This window comes from Candidatus Nitrotoga sp. 1052 (assembly GCF_927312905.1).
GTDB lineage: Bacteria > Pseudomonadota > Gammaproteobacteria > Burkholderiales > Gallionellaceae > Nitrotoga.
The window spans coordinates 1-19,230 of sequence record NZ_CAKMHQ010000025.1; the positions used below are offsets into that span (position 1 = coordinate 1).

Annotated in this window: 14 protein-coding genes; 10 read left to right on the forward strand and 4 right to left on the reverse strand. The window is 50.4% G+C overall.

Annotated features, from left to right (window positions below):
* The first annotated feature begins 744 nt into the window (after nucleotides 1–744).
* Nucleotides 745–1,254 carry a peroxiredoxin gene (locus MJ768_RS05475; RefSeq protein ID WP_239288710.1) on the forward strand — a complete coding sequence of 170 codons (510 nt, stop codon included), beginning with the start codon at nucleotides 745–747 and terminating at the stop codon, nucleotides 1,252–1,254.
* A gap of 167 nt (nucleotides 1,255–1,421) precedes the next feature.
* Nucleotides 1,422–3,326: an ATP-binding cassette domain-containing protein gene (locus MJ768_RS05480; protein ID WP_239288712.1), complete on the forward strand. Its 1,905-nt coding sequence runs from the start codon at nucleotides 1,422–1,424 to the stop codon at nucleotides 3,324–3,326.
* Nucleotides 3,327–3,385: 59 nt separating this feature from the next.
* On the opposite strand, the gene dnaJ is transcribed toward MJ768_RS05480, so the two are convergent.
* The 3 genes from dnaJ to grpE all read right to left on the reverse strand — a co-directional run bounded on the left by dnaJ (nucleotide 3,386) and on the right by grpE (nucleotide 7,387).
* Complete coding sequence (dnaJ, locus tag MJ768_RS05485; protein WP_239288714.1) at nucleotides 3,386–4,516, reverse strand: molecular chaperone DnaJ; 1,131 nt, start codon at nucleotides 4,514–4,516, stop codon at nucleotides 3,386–3,388.
* Nucleotides 4,517–4,748: 232 nt separating this feature from the next.
* On the reverse strand, nucleotides 4,749–6,692 hold the full coding sequence (gene dnaK, locus MJ768_RS05490) for a molecular chaperone DnaK (RefSeq protein WP_239288718.1): 1,944 nt from the start codon (nucleotides 6,690–6,692) through the stop codon (nucleotides 4,749–4,751).
* A gap of 158 nt (nucleotides 6,693–6,850) precedes the next feature.
* Nucleotides 6,851–7,387, reverse strand: coding sequence for a nucleotide exchange factor GrpE (gene grpE, locus MJ768_RS05495; RefSeq protein WP_239288719.1), 537 nt, complete (start codon nucleotides 7,385–7,387; stop codon nucleotides 6,851–6,853).
* Between the two features lie 152 nt (nucleotides 7,388–7,539).
* On the opposite strand from grpE, the gene MJ768_RS05500 reads away from it, so the two are divergent.
* Both MJ768_RS05500 and pbpG read left to right on the forward strand, forming a co-directional pair.
* Complete coding sequence (locus MJ768_RS05500) at nucleotides 7,540–8,718, forward strand: MFS transporter (RefSeq protein WP_239288720.1); 1,179 nt, start codon at nucleotides 7,540–7,542, stop codon at nucleotides 8,716–8,718.
* A 209-nt stretch (nucleotides 8,719–8,927) separates the two neighbouring features.
* Nucleotides 8,928–9,827 carry a D-alanyl-D-alanine endopeptidase gene (gene pbpG / locus MJ768_RS05505; RefSeq protein WP_239288722.1) on the forward strand — a complete coding sequence of 300 codons (900 nt, stop codon included), beginning with the start codon at nucleotides 8,928–8,930 and terminating at the stop codon, nucleotides 9,825–9,827.
* Nucleotides 9,828–9,963: 136 nt separating this feature from the next.
* Here pbpG and smc read toward each other — a convergent pair whose 3' ends face one another.
* A complete protein-coding gene (gene smc, locus MJ768_RS05510; RefSeq protein WP_239288726.1) occupies nucleotides 9,964–13,488 on the reverse strand; it encodes a chromosome segregation protein SMC in 3,525 nt (1,174 codons plus the stop codon).
* A gap of 60 nt (nucleotides 13,489–13,548) precedes the next feature.
* Here smc and queF point away from each other — a divergent pair, with 60 nt between their 5' ends.
* The 6 genes from queF to MJ768_RS05540 all read left to right on the forward strand — a co-directional run bounded on the left by queF (nucleotide 13,549) and on the right by MJ768_RS05540 (nucleotide 19,105).
* The gene (gene queF, locus MJ768_RS05515; protein ID WP_239288728.1) at nucleotides 13,549–13,968 is read left to right on the forward strand and encodes a preQ(1) synthase; all 420 of its coding nucleotides are present in this window, start codon (nucleotides 13,549–13,551) and stop codon (nucleotides 13,966–13,968) included.
* A gap of 60 nt (nucleotides 13,969–14,028) precedes the next feature.
* On the forward strand, nucleotides 14,029–14,856 hold the full coding sequence (locus MJ768_RS05520) for an NYN domain-containing protein (RefSeq protein ID WP_239288730.1): 828 nt from the start codon (nucleotides 14,029–14,031) through the stop codon (nucleotides 14,854–14,856).
* Between the two features lie 143 nt (nucleotides 14,857–14,999).
* Nucleotides 15,000–16,268 carry an ATP-binding protein gene (locus MJ768_RS05525; RefSeq protein WP_239288732.1) on the forward strand — a complete coding sequence of 423 codons (1,269 nt, stop codon included), beginning with the start codon at nucleotides 15,000–15,002 and terminating at the stop codon, nucleotides 16,266–16,268.
* Nucleotides 16,265–16,831 (forward strand): response regulator transcription factor, encoded by a 567-nt coding sequence (locus MJ768_RS05530; RefSeq protein WP_239288734.1) that lies wholly within the window; start codon nucleotides 16,265–16,267, stop codon nucleotides 16,829–16,831. The genes MJ768_RS05525 and MJ768_RS05530 overlap by 4 nt, the downstream gene beginning before the upstream one ends.
* A gap of 219 nt (nucleotides 16,832–17,050) precedes the next feature.
* Nucleotides 17,051–17,995, forward strand: coding sequence for an oxygen-dependent tRNA uridine(34) hydroxylase TrhO (gene trhO, locus MJ768_RS05535; protein WP_239288736.1), 945 nt, complete (start codon nucleotides 17,051–17,053; stop codon nucleotides 17,993–17,995).
* 234 nt (nucleotides 17,996–18,229) lie between these two features.
* Complete coding sequence (locus tag MJ768_RS05540) at nucleotides 18,230–19,105, forward strand: SEL1-like repeat protein (RefSeq protein ID WP_239288738.1); 876 nt, start codon at nucleotides 18,230–18,232, stop codon at nucleotides 19,103–19,105.
* The last annotated feature ends 125 nt before the right edge of the window (nucleotides 19,106–19,230 follow it).

A 19,230-nucleotide genomic window follows, 5' to 3' on the forward strand; every position in this document is an offset into this window, starting at 1 on the left:
CCAAGTTCGAGACGATAGATTAACTTTTACCCACGCAAATGTCAGATGAACCTAAAAATATTAGTTCAACTATCAATGTTGACGCATGTTGTTGTGCGTTGAGTTCTGTGCGAAGACAGGATTGCAGAGTTGTTGTAATGCCAACGCCAATAGTAAGGCAGGCCGTGTCTTTTTGAGCGTCATAAATGCTCCCCATTAATTTAATATTTAGAGGAAATTGCAAGTTTTTTGTATTACCTGAATGGCTGCCGCTGATGCAAATTCAGCAAGCGTAGCATGGGCTAATCTAGGTTGAGCTGAATAATATGAGGCCAAGCAGCGCTGCCACTTACTCCAAGTGTGTATCAGGCCTGGCACGTAATTATGTCGATGGAAGACTAGCAGCCAGATTTTCGCAGAGCAGAAGGCTAACCATGCAGCATCTTTCTTTACCAGTCGCCCTGCCTGCCCAACCATCCTGAGTTCCTTCAAATCTCATTTTCTTAATTCCCATGTAGCAATTTTTCCCGGACAAGTCTGTGCTATAAATCCAGACAGTTTATTAACCCACTACAGCATATTTAAACATTAGCTTCTGTTGAATTGAGTACAAGCGCGATATAGTGTTCGGCTGGTATCATTGCGGTGTTGGGCTAGATGCCGTCTCTATGGTGAGTTATTACTGTGGCTTTGGGGTTTTGCCTGCAAATAAAATATGAGGAGAGTAGCATTAAGATATTGATAATATTTGGTATATTAAGCATATTGGCATTGCTGATAGCCAGCCAGCTGGCACGTGCGGGCGAATTGCCGAAAGTTGGAGAAGTAGCACCTAATTTCAATCTACCCGACCAGAATGGAAAGTTTTTTACGTTGGCGGATTTTCACGGCAAGTGGTTAGTGCTGTATTTTTACCCAAAGGATGATACGCCAGGCTGCACCGAGCAGGCATGCAACTTTCGTGACGATCTGAATCAATTAGCTGGGCTCGGTGCTCAGGTGGTAGGCGTTAGCGTGGACGACAGCAAGAGCCATGCCGATTTTGCCAAGAAATACTCTCTTCCCTTTCCGCTGCTGGCGGACAAGAACGCCGAGGTGACTACGCGTTATGCCGTGTTGCGGAATCTTGGGATATTCAAGGTGGCACGGCGATATACTTTTCTGATTGACCCGCAAGGTAAAATTAGCAAGGTGTATGACAAGGTTGAAACGTCGCGTCATTCGAAAGAAATTATTGAGGATTTGAATAAATTATTGGCTGCTGGAAAAGGATGAAATCTCCTGTCAGCAACACTCTGGTGGCGACGTTATCCGTTCCAGTCGTAATTCTATCGCGGTTGCCGAACTTCGTTGTGGCGCTCATGTTTTTTCCATTGCGCTATGGCCGGTGCGCTCTTCGTTTATCTATCTTCCCTCTTAGCTAATCAAAAATATAATATCTGATGCCATACATTACTCTTGATAAGGCCGCGCTTGCTTACGGCCATGTACCACTGCTTGATCATGTTAATTTCCAACTGGACGAAGGTGAGCGCGTCGGCATGATTGGGCGCAACGGCGGCGGTAAGTCCAGTATGTTAAAAGTGCTGGCCGGACAGGCTGTGTTAGATGATGGCCTCGTATGGCGTGCACCCGGTGTGCGCATCTGTTATGTGAGCCAGGAGCCAGAGTTAAATGTTGAAGCGACTGTGTTTGACGAAGTTGCGCGCGGGCTGGGTGAGCTACAACAAATTATTACCGATTACCATCATTTGTCGCATCAACTTGCCGAACCGGATGCCGATTACGAAGGTTTGCTGGAGGCAATGCAACCGCTGCAAACAAAGCTTGAAGCGCAAAATGGTTGGGCGGTGCAGGCGCGCATTGAGACCGCCATCCAGCGTCTGGAACTGAATGCCGACAGTCGTGTGGGTGATCTCTCCGGCGGCGTGCGTAAGCGCGTGGCACTGGCGCAGGCGTTGGTGGCTGAGCCGGATGTGTTGATCCTGGATGAGCCCACCAACCATCTTGATTTCTCATCCATTGAATGGTTGGAAGGCTTGCTAAACAACTTTCGCGGCAGCGTGTTGTTCGTGACCCACGATCGGTATTTTTTGGATAACGTCGCTACCCGTATAGTCGAATTAGATCGCGGCAATCTTGCCAGTTTCCCCGGAAATTTTGCGGCTTACCTGCGTTTCAAGGAGCAGATGTTGCAGGACGAAACGGTGCTCAACGCCAAGTTCGATAAGGTGCTGGCGCAGGAAGAAGTTTGGATACGTCAGGGCATCAAGGCGCGGGGCGTGCGCAATGAAGGACGCGTGCGGCGGCTGGAGCAGTTGCGGCGCGAGCGCAGTGCGCGGCGTGAGCGTGTGGGTAAAGTTGAAATGAGTCTGGAGGCGGGCGACCGATCCGGCAAGCTGGTGGCGGAACTGTCGCACATCAGCAAATCATTCGGTGACAGGCAAATCATTAAAGATTTCTCCTGCCGCATTCAGCGTGGTGACAAAATTGGCCTGTTGGGACCGAACGGCTCGGGCAAGAGCACGCTGCTTAAAATTATCTTGGGCGAATTAGCCCCGGATAGCGGCAAGGTGCATCTGGGCACCAAGTTGGCCGTGGCCTATTTCGATCAATTGCGTGCGCAACTGAATGAAGAGGCCACGCTGGCCGATACCATCAGCCAGGGCGCTGATTTCATTGAAATTGGAGGCGTACGCAAGCACATCATTAGCTATCTCGGCGACTTTTTATTCGCGCCGGAACGTGCCCGCTCGCCGGTAAAAAGTTTGTCCGGCGGCGAGCGCAACCGCTTGCTGCTGGCGCGCCTGTTTAGCCGCCCAGCAAATGTGCTGGTGCTGGACGAGCCGACCAATGACCTTGATATTGAGACTATGGAGCTGCTGGAAGATCTGCTCGCCGAGTACGATGGCACGCTGTTTCTGGTCAGCCACGATCGCGCTTTCCTCGACAATGTGGTGACTCAGGTCATCGCCTTCGAGGGCGATGGCAAATTGATGGAATACGTCGGCGGCTATGAAGATTGGGTGCGCGTAAAAAAGCAGCAGGCCGTGCAGCGAATGCCGGTAAGTGCAGCCGTAACTGCCAAGCCATCATTGCCGCAGGCTGAGGTTCAATCCAAACCTGTCACCAAGTTGAGCTTCAAAGAAGCGCGTGAGCTAGAGCAGATTCCACAGCGAATCGCATCCCTGGAACAAGAGCAGGAAGAACTTGCTGCCACTTTGGGCACGGGCAATCTCTACCGTGACAATCCCGCTCACGCCAAACAGCTGCAGGAACGCACCGCTATTATCGAGGATGAGTTGTTGCAACTGATGGCGCGCTGGGAAGAGTTGGAGAGCCGATAAAATTTATCGGCAACATCGCCTATTCAAAATGTCCTGAGGCAAACTCTCTTACTTATTTACTATCCGAAGAATTCTTTAACCTTGTTCATCCAGGATTTCGCGCGCGGGCTGTGGCGTGCGCTATCTTCTTCGTTTATCTGCTCGAATTCGCGCAGTAATTCCTTTTGCCGATCAGTGAGATTGGCCGGGGTTTCTACCATCACGTGGCAGTGCAGGTCGCCAAAGGTTGAACTGCGTACCCCTTTGATTCCCTTGCCGCGAAGACGGAAGACTTTGCCGGATTGCGTTTCAGCTGGAATCTTGATGCGTGCGGAACCATCCAGAGTGGGGATTTCGATTTCGCCACCCAGCGCCGCAACAACAAAGCTGATCGGCATTTCACAATGCAGGTCGTTGTGGTCACGCTGGAATACCGAGTGCGGCGTGATGCGGATGACCACATACAAGTCGCCGGGTGGGCCTCCGTTGCTGCCGAGTTCTCCTTCGCCGGACAGACGGATGCGGTCATCGTTGTCAACCCCGACCGGAATTTTTATAGACAGTGTCTTATGCTGCTTGATGCGACCTGTGCCGTGGCAAGAACCGCACGGCGATATAATGGATTTGCCGCTGCCATGGCAGCGCGGGCAGGTTTGCTGGATAGAAAAGAACCCCCCCTGCTGCATGCGTACTTGCCCATGTCCGCCGCAGGTGGTACAGGTAGTCGTGCTCGTGCCTGGCTTGGCACCGCTGCCGTGACAGGTATCGCACTTGGTCATGGTCGGTATGCGAATTTGTGTTTCGGTACCGCGTGCAGCTTGTTCCAACGTGATTTCTAAATTGTAGCTCAGGTCGGCGCCACGGTGCATTTGGTTGTTTCCGCGTGAGCCCGCCCCGCTCATTCCGGCACCAAAGATATCACCAAAAATGTCGCCGAAATGGGAGCCGGCTGAACCGCCACTGAATCCTCCCCCACCCATACCGGCCTCGGCACCAGCGTGTCCAAACTGGTCATAGCCGGCGCGTTTCTGCGAATCGGATAGTACCTCGTAAGCCTCTTTGGCTTCCTTGAAGTGCTCTTCAGCTTTGGGATTGTCCGGATTACGGTCAGGATGATGCTTCATTGCCAGCTTGCGATAAGATTTTTTTATATCTTCTTCTGACGCGTCACGGTTGACGCCAAGTATTTCGTAATAGTCACGTTTTTTCATTTTTGCATGAAGCGAAAAGGGGTTAAGGAGTTAATGATTTAAGATTTATGTAATTGGTCTCTTATTGACGTCATTAGCTTAATAAATAGTGAACCAATAACAGCAATAACCAAGGGCAGGTATCGCTGTATTAGGCTGAATCAATCATATTTTCTGGAAAGGAAAGAGGGATGTCGTGTAGATTTTGAAGTCGCGGTGATTGCCCTTCAGACATCCCTGGTTCCATTTTATATTACTTTTTTTCGTCTTTTGCTTTTTCATCTTTTACTTCGGTGAACTCGGCATCTACGACATCGCTGTCATCTTTCTTGCTGTCGGCTTGTGCACCAGACTCACCAGGCTGGTGGGACTGGCTAGCTTCAGCGGCGTGCATCTTTTCTGACAGTTTGTGCGCAGCGGTGGAGAGTGCTTCAGATTTGGCGTCTATAATTTCCTTGTCGTCGCCTTTCACTACATCTTGAGCTTCTTTCAAAGCGGATTCTATCGCAGCTTTTTCATCCGCACTCAGTTGCTCGCCATATTCCTTCATAGATTTCTGCGTGGAGTGAATTAATGCATCCAGCTGATTACGCGATGTAACCAATTCGATTGCCTTGCGGTCGTCATCGGCATACGTTTCTGCATCCTGAACCATTTTTTGAATTTCAGCTTCGGACAAACCGGAATTGGCCTTGATGGTAATCTTGGATTCTTTACCGGTTGCCTTGTCTTTTGCGCCTACATGCAGGATTCCGTTGGCGTCAATGTCGAATGTCACTTCAATCTGCGGCATGCCTCGTGGTGAGGGTGGAATGTCGGAGAGGTTGAACTGTCCCAAGCTCTTATTTCCAGAAACAACTTCACGCTCACCTTGCAACACGTGAATGGTCACTGCACTCTGATTGTCATCGGCCGTAGAGAATATTTGTGAGGCCTTGGTTGGGATGGTGGTATTTTTCTTGATCAGTTTGGTCATCACGCCGCCCAAGGTTTCAATACCCAAGCTGAGTGGGGTTACATCCAGCAGCAGAACATCTTTAACTTCACCTTGCAGCACGCCACCCTGAATGGCCGCGCCCACTGCCACTGCTTCATCTGGGTTGACGTCGCGACGCGCTTCTTTACCGAAGAATTCCTTGACCTTTTCTTGCACCATCGGCATCCGTGTTTGTCCGCCCACCAGAATCACGTCGGCGATGTCGGCATTGGAAACGCCCGCATCTTTCATGGCAATCTTACATGGGGCGATGGTGCGCGCGACCAATTCTTCCACCAGGCTTTCAAGCTTGGCGCGGGTAATTTTGATGGCCAAATGTTTCGGGCCGCTGGCATCAGCCGTGATGTAAGGCAGGTTCACTTCAGTTTGCTGTGCGGAAGACAGTTCAATTTTGGCTTTTTCAGCTGCGTCTTTCAGACGCTGCAGAGCCAACATGTCCTTCTTCAGGTCGATGCCGCTTTCTTTCTTGAATTCCTCTACCAGGAATTCAATTACGCGCATGTCGAAATCTTCGCCGCCAAGGAAGGTGTCGCCGTTTGTGGACAGCACTTCGAACTGGTGTTCACCGTCAATTTCAGCGATATCGATAATGGAAATATCGAAAGTGCCGCCGCCCAAGTCATAGACCGCGATCTTGCGGTCGCCTTCCTGCTTATCCATACCAAATGCCAGCGCAGCCGCAGTTGGCTCATTAATAATGCGCTTAACTTCCAAACCGGCAATGCGGCCAGCGTCTTTAGTGGCCTGGCGTTGACTATCGTTGAAGTAGGCAGGCACTGTGATGACAGCTTCACTGACCGATTCACCTAGATAATCCTCGGCGGTCTTTTTCATTTTCATGAGCACTTGTGCGGAAATTTCCGGAATGGAAATGTCTTTGTCACGGACTTTAACCCATGCATCACCGTTCTTGGCCTTAACGATGCCATACGGCACCATGCCCATGTCCTTCTGCACCATTGGCTCTTCGAAACGGCGCCCGATCAGCCGCTTTACGCCGTATAGTGTATTTTTTGGGTTGGTTACTGCTTGCCGTTTGGCCGGCGCGCCAACCAGTACTTCGCCGTCTTCCATGTAAGCGATGATGGATGGCGTGGTGCGCGTACCCTCGGCGTTCTCAATCACCTTGGGTTTGCCGTTTTCCATGACAGCAACGCACGAGTTTGTGGTGCCCAAGTCAATACCAATAATCTTGCCCATAATGTTCCCTTTTCGTTGTAATGTTGAAAGTCTTTGCTGCCTGTGTTGCATTAATCTGTGGGCAGCAGATGTGTATTTCAAGTGTTACGATAATTTTTCGCAAAACTCCGCGAAAATGCAATTAAAAAGCAATGAGCTGCTGGTTGGTTATAGGGTTGTTATTCTTTCGCCTTGGCCACCATCACCAATGCAGGACGTAACACCCGGTCGTGCAGTTGATAGCCTTTCTGCATTACGCTCACTACCGTGTTGGCTTCTTGCTCACTGTCTACCATGCTGATGGCCTGGTGCCTGTGGGCGTCGAATTTTTCGCCGAGCGGATTGATCTCTTTGATGTTGAATTTAGTGAATACAGCAGCGAGCTGCTTGAGAGTGAGTTCCATGCCGCTCTTGAAACTTTCTACAGTGGCGGTTTCAACAGCTAATCCCGCTTCCAGGCTATCCTTCACCATCAGCATTTCATTGGAGAAATGCTCCACGGCCAATTTCTTTGCTTTGCTAACGTCTTCTTGCGCGCGACGACGAATATTCTCGCCTTCAGCCTTGGCGTACATCCAAGCGTCGTAGTGTTCCTGTGCCTTGCGCTCAGCTTGTTGCAACATCTCCTCAATGCTTGGCATAACCTCTGGGTTAAGCGTATCTTCAGCTTGGGTAGTCTGTTCAGGCTGCTGGGATGAGGATTCGGTGGGTTCCATCTGCTTCTCCAAAATGATTTCTTCAAAAATGCGTAGCGTAAAAATGGGGTCGACTTTTTTGATTTCAAGAGCATTGCGCAATATTATTTTATTCACGTGAGATAATGCATTTTTGCGGATGCTAACCGCAAGTTTGATCCCACTATGTTGCTGTGACCCTTCAAAAAAACTATCACTGGCGTATCGCCGGTTTCTATTTCTTTTACTTCGCTTTTGTGGGCATGTTCGCGCCTTACTGGAGTTTGTATCTGCAATCCATTCATTTCAATGCAATGCAAATTGCCGTTTTAATGTCGGTGCAGCCAGTGATGCGGATGTTGTCTCCTACACTATGGGGCTGGCTAGCCGATCATACCGGGAAGCGTTTGCTGGTGGTGCAACTGGCGGCGCTGTGCAGTGTTCTCAGTTACTTGGGAGTGTTCTTCACGACTGAATTTGCCGGCTTGTTGCTGGTTATGATGGCGATGAGTTTTTTCTGGAGTGCTTCCATGCCACTGGTGGAAGCGACTACGCTGACCTATCTGGGTAAGCACACTGCGCGCTACGGCCGTATTCGTTCTTGGGGTTCGGTTGGCTTTATTGTGGCGGTATTGGGGCTGGGCTATGCGTTTGACTACATTGCTATCGCGTGGATATTGTGGGTAGGTGTGGCGATAAAACTAGGCATTTTATTGTTCGCACGTCAGATCCCGCCCACCGAAGTGTTGGCGCACCATACCGACAGCCAACCCATCCTACGTTTGGTATTGCAGCCGCAAGTGCTGGTATTGTTTGGCGCATGTTTTCTGATGGCACTGGCGCATGGGCCTTATTACATTTTTTATTCGATTTATCTGGTGGAGAATGACTATTCGAAAAGCGCAGTTGGCTGGCTGTGGGCGCTGGGTGTAATCTGCGAAATCGCGGTATTTTTCGCCATGCCGTGGCTAATGTTGCGTTTTACATTGCCGAAAATCATGATTGTAAGTTTTGCCGGTGCAGTGCTGCGTTTTCTGTTGATTGGCTGGGGGGTGGGCTTGCTGCCGCTGATGCTGTTTGCGCAAGTATTACATGCAGCAACTTTCGGTGCCTTTCATGCGGTGGCTATGGCGCTGGTACACCAGTTTTTCCGCGGGCGGCATCAGTCCAAGGGGCAGGCGCTGTTTGGTAGCATTACTTACGGCGCGGGCGGTATGGTTGGTGGATTATTGAGTGGCCCGCTATGGGAACACTGGGGCGCAAGCGTGATGTACTCGATTAGCGCCGTGGCGGCGCTGCTTGGATTATTGTTGATATTATGGAAATTGAGAATAGTAGTGTTGCCTAGAAGTCAGTCGGACTCCACTTTTTAATTTGCGACAAGGTTTGCAGCCATGCTTCGTCCATGTCGATCACTTTGCCCTGCATTGTGACTGATTCCGAACTTCAACTGCTCAGACCCATTCCTCGTTGGAAATACGACCCGGCTTCAGACTTATTTCATATTGGAAGAGGCTTCCCCTTTGATTTATTACTATGTTGCGGTATGCTCCGCTTAGTAGTTTTCCCCTATGGAGAAGATATGTGCAAAAAACTCATTATGCTGGTGTTGCTGCTAGCGCCTGCACTGGTAGTACAGGCCGCGCCCGATAAAGCAATTACCCAAAAACAGGTTGACGATCTGACTACGACGGTGCTGAAGTACACTTCTTCGCCCAAACTGAGCTCATCGATTGCACTGATTTACGACGAACAGGAGCAACGCCCTCTATATAGCAAGAATGCGAATGCTGTCGTACCTATTGCGTCCATTACCAAGCTGATGACTGCGATTGTGGTGTTGGACGCAGAGTTGCCGCTGGATGAAAAAATTACTATCAGCGTGTTTGATTTTGATATTCTCAAAGGTAGTCATTCGCGTATGCGCATTGGCATGACGCTGACACGTGGCGAATTGCTCAATCTGGCGCTAATGTCTTCTGAGAATCGTGCGGCGGCTGCATTAGCGCGCACTTATCCGGGTGGCACCAGTGCAGCCGTGGCGATGATGAATGCAAAAGCGCTCGAACTGGGTATGATGAAAACCCATTTTCGTGATCCGACTGGTCTGAACAGTGGCAATACTTCCACTGCGCAGGACTTGGTAAAAATGTTGATTGCAGCACAACACTATAAGCTCATCCATAAGTACAGCACTACGGCGTCACATTTGGTTACGGTACCTGGGTTTCCCCCGCTGCGTTTTGGAAATACCAATCCATTGGTGAAAAATGCATCTTGGGATATCGGTGTGAGTAAAACTGGCTACATCAATGAAGCAGGGCGCTGTCTAGTGATGCATGCTCATATTATGCACCGCCCGGTGATCATCGTGCTATTGGATTCACAAGGGAAGTATACGCGCGTTGGTGATGCCAACCGCATAAAGAAATGGATGGAAAGCGCCGCTGCTACGCGTGGACGAAATACGCGGCGTGGTTAACCTTTCTGTGCGCAAATTGCATTTGATCAAATTTGACATGGCAATTCTATACGTACACTTTTATCCCGCTACCCCGTAATTTAATTCCAAGACCGTAACCGTTAAGTCCCTTTTGGACATTCGCTACTAGGCATTGCTATGTGGCTATTGTGCTGTCGTCGCGCAGGCGTAGTGCTTCCTCAATGTCCACTGCCACCACATGCGATACGCCGCGTTCCTGCATGGTTACGCCTACCAATTGCTGCGCCAGCTCCATGGTGATCTTGTTGTGGCTGATGAAGATGAATTGGGTGTGCTGTGCCATTTTCTGGATCAGCTTGCACAACCGTTCGGTGTTGGTATCATCCAGTGGTGCATCAACCTCGTCCAACAGGCAGAAAGGAGCTGGGTTAAGCTGGAACATCGAGAATACCAGCGCAATTGCAGTTAACGCTTTTTCGCCGCCTGATAGCAAGTGAATTGAGGCATTTTTTTTGCCCGGTGGTTGTGCCATCACCTGCACGCCGCTATCCAGTATTTCATCGCCAGTGAGCACCAAGCGCGCCTCGCCACCGCCAAACAGCACTGGGAACATTTCTGCTAGATGGCGATTTACTTCATTGTAAGTGTTCATCAATAAGTCACGCGATTCCTTGTCAATGCGGCGTATTGCCCCTTTCAGCGTGTCCATCGCCTCGGTCAAATCTTTCGCTTGAGCATCCAGATATGTTTTGCGTTCCTGTGCCGTATGCAATTCCTCGAGCGCCGCCAGATTCACCGAGCCCAGCCCAGTTATGTCGCTGTTCAGGCGATTTAATTCAATCTGTAACGCATTCAGCTTGATATTGCCGCTTTCCAACAGGGAGAGCAGTTTTGTTTCATCCACATCTTGCAATTGCTCTGCCCATTGTTCATATTGCAGACGTGCTTCCTGTTCCTTGAGCGACAACTCGCTGAGTTTTTCACGCAGTGGATGTAATTTTTGTTCGCAGGAGAGGCGCTCTTGTTCCAGTTTGTTCAGATTGTTGGTGGTTTGTTCCAGCATGTTGCGCGCCTCGGCCAGCGCCTGTTCGCGCGCTTGACGCAGTTGCAGCGCCTCCTGCAATTGTTGCTTGCTAGTGCCGTCTTCTATATGGTCTAACTCCGCATGGTTTTGTCTCAAAGTTTGTTCTAACTGTGCCAGCGTCAACTCGATCTGTCTAATATTGTGTTTTAGATCGGCGATTTTCTCCGTGCAAGTTTTGACATAAAAACGGGCTTCTTGCAATTCGTGCTGCGTTTTTTGTGAACGTTCGCGCTGTTGGCGCAGCGTAGATTCCTGCGTGGCAGCTTGCAGCCTTACCTGCTCAACTTCGACCTGCTGAGTCGCAATGCTTACACGCAGAATGTCCATGCGCTCAGCGATTTCCTGCTGCTGGTATTGCTCTTCAGCAGACTGTTCGGCCAATTCCTGCAATTCGCGCGCGATCTGCGCGGCGCGCTCGTGGCTGCGTTCGTTGGCTTGGGTTAATTTTAGAATCTGTACCTGTATTCCATGTTGGCGCTGTTGTAATTCACTGTCTGCCGTGCGCAAGAGCGCAATGCGGCTTTCGATAGCGTGATAGGTTTCCTCTGCTAGTGCTGCCTGGCGCTTGCCATGATCTAATGACTTTGCCTGTTGCTGTGCTGCCTCCTGCAACCGTTCAATTTCACGCTGCCGCGCCAGCACGCCATGCACTTGGTTGTCCGGAGCATGGAACAGCACGCTATGCGCGCCAATCAGGTGTCCCTGCGGCGTCACTAACCAGGCACCGGCAGGCAATCGTTCACGCAAGCTCAATCCTAGTGCCAGCGTTTCCGTGACATACACACCAGATAACCAGTCCGTCACCACGGGCGCAGTTTTTGGATCCTGGTAGCTTACGAACTGCCCCAGCGGGGTCAGCCCAACATCTTGTTGGGTTTTGAAATTTTGCGCTCCGTCCGCTGCGAATACAGCCAGCCTGGACGGTGGCGCATCGCTCCAACGCGCAGCATTGTCCAGGTGGGGCAGGGCTAGCGCGTTGAGACGTTCGCGCAAAACGGCTTCCAGCGCATCTTCCCAGCCTGCCTCAATGCCGATGGATTGCCACAGGCGCGGCAGTTGGTCCAATTGGTGTTCGGTTAACCACGGTTTCAGATTCTTGTCGTTATCGACCTGTTTCTGAAGCTGTTGCAACGCGGAAAGTTTCGCCTCCACCTGCGACAGTTGCCGTTCCAGTTCCTGCATTACGATGTGCTGGTCGCGCCGTGTCGTATCAGCCCCCGGTAATTGCGCCTGAAGTTGAGTCAACTGTTGCTGCTGCGCGTTGCGTTCCATCTCCATCTCAACGAATAAAGACTGCATCTCTGCCAGCGCTTCGCCATCCACCTGCGGGAGGTTGTCCCGCTCCAGCAGTAAACGCGAGCGACGCGCTTCTAGTTGTTGCACATTGCGTTGGATATGTTCGCGTTGCGTATCGGCTAGTTGCAGTTGTTGTTGCGAGATCAGATGTTCGCGTTGCATCGTGTTGTGGCGCTCCAGTTCGGTGCGCGCTGCTTCTTCCGCTTGCGGCAGATGAAGTGCTTCGGAGTTCGCGCGGCTTTCCCAACTCTCAACTCGGATGTCTGCTTCTTGTTGTTGTTGCTGCCAATGTGCCAGTAAAGACTCCACGCCTTGCAACTGAATGCACTGCTGCTCGACCTGCAGCTTGCTATTGGCTGTCTGCTGGGTCAAGCGCGTGCGTTGATCGTTGAGGTGGGCAATCTGCTGCTCTAGTCGCGCAATCTCAGCATTAGCAGCATATAGCTCGCCCTGCTTGGCATGCAGCGCATCAGCCTGCGCGTAATGTTCACTGCGCGTGTATTCCAGTAGGCTTTCCATTTCACGCAGACGTGCAGTCTCAGCTTCCAGCTCGTTTTTTGTTTTCTCCATTCCTAGGACAAAACGCCCCCGGCGTGTCTCGGCTTCCTGTTTATTCACCAGCCACAGCAATTGTTGCGTAGTGTCGCGCTTTGATTCTAATTCGCGGTAATGCGTGGCTACCGCTGCTTGTTCGGTCAGATGGGTAAGTTGCTTGGTCAACTCTAGCAGGATGTCATCAACGCGTAGCAGGTTGTCGTGCGTATCGGCAATGCGAAGTTCAGTTTCGCGGCGGCGGTCGCGGTATTTAGATACGCCTGCAGCTTCCTCCAGAAATATGCGCAGTTCTTCCGGTTTAGCCTCAATGATGCGCGAAATCATGCCCTGTTCGATAATGGCGTATGCTCGTGCACCTAGTCCAGTGCCCAGAAAAATGTCGGTTATATCCTTGCGCCGCACATGCTGATTGTTGATGTGGTAACTGGAATCACCGTCGCGCAGCAGCACGCGCTTGATAGAGATTTCGGCGTAGCTTGACCATTGGCCGGCAGCCTTGCCCAAACTGTTATCGAATATCAGCTCGACGCTAGCGCGCGAGACCGGTTTGCGCTTACCGGAGCCGTTGAAAATGACATCTTGCATAGATTCGCCGCGTAGTGCCGAAGCGCGAGATTCGCCCAGTACCCACCGTAGCGCGTCGATGATGTTCGATTTCCCGCAGCCATTCGGACCGACAATGCCGACGACCTGCCCAGGTAGAGCAATATGGGTGGGATCAACGAAGGATTTGAATCCAGCGATCTTGACGTGAGAAAGACGCAATTTCAATCAGTTGGACATTATAATGTGTTGTATTCTAACTGACCCACAAGGCATATCAAAATGAGCGCTCTGCCCAGCAAACTTCTGGAAACTTTCGCCAATCCCAGTCTCGAGCGCGATTACCACATCCACATGGAAATCCCCGAGTTTACCTGTCTGTGCCCCAAGACCGGCCAGCCCGATTTTGCTACGTTGATCCTCGATTACATCGCGGATACGACCTGCGTAGAACTGAAAAGTCTCAAGCTCTATATCTGGTCATTCCGTAATGAAGGACATTTTCATGAAGACGTTACCAATCGCATTCTGGATGATTTGGTCGCCGCCATCCAGCCGCGCTTCATGCGCCTTACCGCCAAATTTTACGTTCGTGGCGGCATTTTCACTAATATTGTGACGGAACACCGGAAGCCAGGCTGGCAAGCGCAGCCGCTAGTGGATCTGATGCAGTTCGAGACGCAGTCGAATACGCGAGGCTAGTTGGCAATAGTTCGGGGAACGGGTGCCTCAGCATTAACGAATTTAATTTAGGAGTAACAGATGGCTGGTCAACCTGAAATTACCAACATGGCTTTGTTTTGCGATTTCGAGAACATTGCGTTAGGGGTGCGCGACGCCAAGTATGCACAGTTCGACATCAAGAAGGTGCTTGAACGCTTACTGCTCAAGGGCAGCATTGTCGTCAAAAAAGCTTATTGTGACTGGGATCGTTACAAGGAATTCAAGGCGACGATGCATGAAGCGGCTTTTGAATTGATCGAGATTCCGCATGTGCGCCAATCAGGTAAAAATTCTGCCGATATCCGCATGGTCGTCGATGCGCTGGATCTTTGCTATACCAAATCCCATGTTGATACCTTCGTCATTATCAGCGGTGACTCTGACTTTTCTCCATTGGTTTCAAAGCTGCGAGAGAACAATAAATATGTGATCGGGATTGGGGTTAAGGACTCGACTTCTGATTTGCTCAGCGCCAATTGCGATGAATTCATTTTTTATGATGATCTGGTGCGTGAGCAAGAAGCACAGAAAAAACGTGCTGAGAAAAAATCTCCGGCAAAAGCGCCTGCCGGTGGCACGACGAAAAAATCAATATTGAAGACTGAAGATGACAAACGGCAGGAAGCTCTCGACTTTATTGTCGAAACCATTGAAGCATTGATTGCCGAACGGGGGGAGGAAAAAGTATGGTATTCCATGGTTAAGCCAACCATGCAGCGGCGTAAGCCGGGCTTTGCTGAATCGGCTTACGGCTATCGTTCGTTCAAAGAATTGGTGGAGGACGCGCAGAAGCACAATCTGCTCATGATGGTGCGTGATGAAAAAACAGGTCAATACACCATACGTTTACCAGCGGCGGAGGAATAACAGAGCCACAAGTAATCCGAAATAGCGCTGCCAAATTCTGGGTGTAAATTTAATCCATGGATTCATCCCATTCCATCCGGGCCATGCTTGTTAAGCTCACATCCGGCGCACGCCGAGGCTATCAAAATAGTATGGATATTTAAATGAAACCATCTGTCTCTTTTTCAACGTCGACGCCTGTGAATCTGCGACGCGTGCTGGTGCTCAAAAATATCGCCGTGGTCGGTCTGACCTTGGCGGTGCTGGTGGTTGCCAAAGGCATGGGGATGCCGTTGCCGTTTGCGGTGATAGGCACCGTGCTGCTGGTTCTCAATATACTTACCTGGATACGGTTAAAATTGCCATGGCCGGTGCAGGAAATTGAGGTGTTCGGGCAGTTGGTGCTGGATGTTCTGTTGCTGAGCGCGTTGCTCTATCTGGCCGGAGGCACCACCAATCCGTTTGTGTTGCTGCTATTGTTGCCGCTCGCGATAGCCTCCGCCACGCTGTTGGCATTTTATGCCTGGTTGTTGGCTGCGATAATCGTGGCCTGCTATACGTTCTTGATGTTCGTTTACATCCCGCTGCCGCATTTTCATATTGACCACGTTGCCCGCCTCGACTCAAGTGCCTGGTTCATGTGGTTCGGGTTCGTGCTGGGCGTGGGGTTGGTCGGCTACTATGTGGTGAAGATGGGCAACACCCTGCGCGAACGCGAGCGCATGCTGGCGGAAGTGCGTGAAAACGCGCTGCGTGATGAACATCTGGTGGCGCTAGGCGCACTGGCAGTGGGTGCGGCGCATGAATTAGGCACGCCGCTGGGCACGATGGCGGTAGTGCTTAAAGAACTTGAACACCAATATGCGATGCAACCAGAATTGGTGAAAGAGTTGCACTTGTTGCGTGACCAAGTTACGCGTTGTAAAAACACGCTTTCCCATATGCTTTCGTCCACAGAACAAGCGCGCGCGGAAAGTGGTTACAGCATCGCGCTTGATAGTTATTTTGCAGACTTGCTTGCGCAATGGCGCAGCATGCGTCCCTCGGCGCAGGTAAGTTATCGCTGGACGGGTCCATCACCCGCGCCGCAGATTGTAGCGGAACAAGTGTTGGGGCAAGTTATTACCAATATTCTAAACAATGCTGCCGATGCTTCGGAGCACAGTGTTGAGGTTGAGGTCAGTTGCGATGCAGAGCAATTAAAGATCGAAGTCTCCGACCGCGGGACAGGCTTGACTCCCTCTGCGGAAACTCATGCCGGAAAATTATTTTTTACCACCAAAGAAAGCGGGCAGGGACTTGGATTATTTCTGGTTAATGCCGCACTGCGCCGGTTTGGCGGTGCACTCTCATTGTCCAATCGGGATGGTGGAGGTGTGTGCACCCGTGTGACATTGCCCCTGGCTCGTTTACGTGTGATGAATTCAATATGACCTTACCAGGACTGGAAAATTCGCTTCCCCGCAAGCTGCTGCTGGTAGACGATGACGTCACCTATTGCACGGTGTTGGCGCAGGCTCTTTCCCGGCGAGGTTTCGAGGTAAGTGTGGCAAACAATGTGAATGATGCCATTCAAATGATTGCGCAAAATCTGCCGACGCACGCGGTGATTGATTTAAAGATGCCCGGCCCGTCAGGTTTGACACTGGTGGCATATCTCAAAGAGCGTAAGTCTGACGCGCGCATCGTGGTGCTCACCGGCTATTCGAGCATTGCAACCGCCGTGGAGGCAGTGAAGTTGGGTGCGACATACTATCTGGCCAAGCCCGCGGATGCGGATGAAATTGTCGCGGCTTTTGATCATCGGCCAGGCATCGCTGAAGCTGCGATTATGACGAAACCCATGTCAGTGGATCGCCTGGAGTGGGAGCATCTGCAAAAGGTGCTTACTGACTGTGGCGGTAACATTTCCGCTGCCGCACGCACACTTAATATGCATCGGCGCACGTTACAACGCAAATTGCAGAAACATCCGGCTCCTGAGCGAGGTGACTAATTCAGAAAAAATAACAGTAGCCAGATGTTATTGGCTTGCACCAAGACTGGAAAGCCGCTCTGAACCGGTTTAAAATTCAGTTTGAGGCACACAGCGAACATTGGAATCAATGCCAGCATATAATCGGATGCTGTGCCATACGCGCTCCCAACTTCGGGCTCAATAGACGAAAATTTTATGCAATATCCTCACATAGGTTTTAATAGAGTCAAATAATTCATGTCCAAAATTGTTATAACTGCACTATATAAATTTGCCAAACTCCCCGACTACCGCGAGATGCAGATCGGTTTATTCGATTTTTGCGTGGCGCAAGGGCTCAATGGAACAATTTTGCTTGCTGCGGAAGGTATCAACGGAACTGTCGCCGGTACGCGCGCGGGGGTGGATGCATTGATGTTTTTCTTGCGCGCCGATGCGCGATTAACAGGTATCGAACACAAAGAGTCCTATTCTGATGAAATGCCTTTTGACAGAATGAAGGTCCGCCTGAAAAAGGAGATTGTCACGCTAGGAGTACCAGGAGTGGATCCGAACGAAAAGGTTGGAACCTACGTGGACGCGAAGGACTGGAATGCACTAATTTCCGATCCGGATGTAGTGCTGATTGATACACGAAATGGCTACGAATACGATATAGGAACTTTTCGTGGTGCAGTTGACCCCCACACCACTACATTCCGCGAGTTTCCCGAGTACATCAGCAAAAACCTGGATCCCGCAAAGCATAAAAAAATTGCCATGTTTTGTACTGGTGGAATTCGGTGTGAAAAAGCGACTTCTTTCATGCTTGGCCAGGGTTTCAAGGAGGTCTACCACCTTCAGGGCGGCATCCTCAAGTATCTGGAAAATATTCCTGCTGAAAAGAGCATGTGGGAAGGCGAGTGCTTTGTATTCGACCAGCGAATTTCTGTTGGACAGGGCTTGAAAGTAGGGACGCATGATCAATGTTATGCCTGCCGTCATCCCGTTTCACAGGATGAAAAGGCGTTACCCAGCTATCAAGCCGGAATATCTTGCCCGCATTGCTTTGATACCCTGCCGGAAAAAACACGCGCCCGAGCTGTTGAGCGGCAAAAACAGAATGAACTGGCGCTTAAGCGAGGCGATGCGCACATTGGGGTGTCGCAAAAAAAACAAACAGAAACGCAAAGCGAGAGCTGATGCCGTAGATGGCTATTTACATTCTAGTTAGAAACGGAACCAATTGCGCGATTGAAAACAGCAGCTTCCTGCTTGAAGAAAAAAACAAAATATATTCTCGACATCGGCGCGTGATTGGTGACATCATTCGAAGGTGCGAGTCATTGTGCGATCAATGATTCTGACTATTAAACTTATTCCCACAGCGTTAATTAGATTTGCCGCTAGCCACGATTAAAATAACGGAGAGAAATTATGAAGCCAGCAACACCCGCAGGGGCGGTTACTAAAGATTTTGAGGAAGGTGAAAGACTTATAGCCAGCAAAGACTACGCTAAGGCAATAAAATCATTCAAGAAAGCTGCAGAGCAGGGACATGCACTGGCACAAAACTATATGGGTCTAATATACGCAAAAGGCCTGGGAGTTACACACGATTTTCAGAAAGCAGAGCCTTGGTTTCGCAAGTCAGCAGAGCAGGGAGAGCCATTAGCAGAAAATAACCTTGGGCTCATGTATGCCAGAGGTGAAGGGGTTGCGCAGGATTACAAGCAGGCGGTGTTCTGGCTGCTTAAAGCCGCCGAGCAGGGAAACTCGGAGGCACAATATAATCTTGCATTCATGTATGCAAAAGGTCAGGGTGTTACTCAAGACGATGAACAGGCAGTTCATTGGTTTCGCAAGGCTGCAGAGCAGGGAGATGAAGTGGCCCAATACAACTTGGCCTTTATGTATGAAAAAGGCATAGGTGTTAAACAGGATTACCAGCAAGCTGTGTTTTTATACAGCATGGCTGCAGGGCAGGGAAGTGCAGATGCCCAATTAAATCTGGGCGGCTTGTACGACACTGGTGAAGGTGTAGAACAAGATCAAAAGCAGGCTGTGACTTGGTGGAGTAAGGCCGCAGAAAAGGGACATCCAGTTGCACAAAACAATTTGGGGCTCATGTATGCGCAGGGCCATGGTGTTGCACAGGATTACATCGAAGCACATAAATGGTTTAGTCTTGCCAGTGAGGCTGGTGATGAAAGTGCAAAAAATGGACTGAAGATCGCAGAATCGTTTATGACGGCCTCTCAAATTGCCGAAGCGAAGGAATTGGCAAATGATTGGAAAAAATCTCACCCATAGGTGTTGGTGATCAGTGGACGAATTGCATTGAAGGCTTTATAAAAGCAAGAGCCTGCCCAGGATGGGTAAAGTGTCGCAATCCATCAAACCATTTGCTTCGCCTTACAGACAAAGGAATGTTGTGG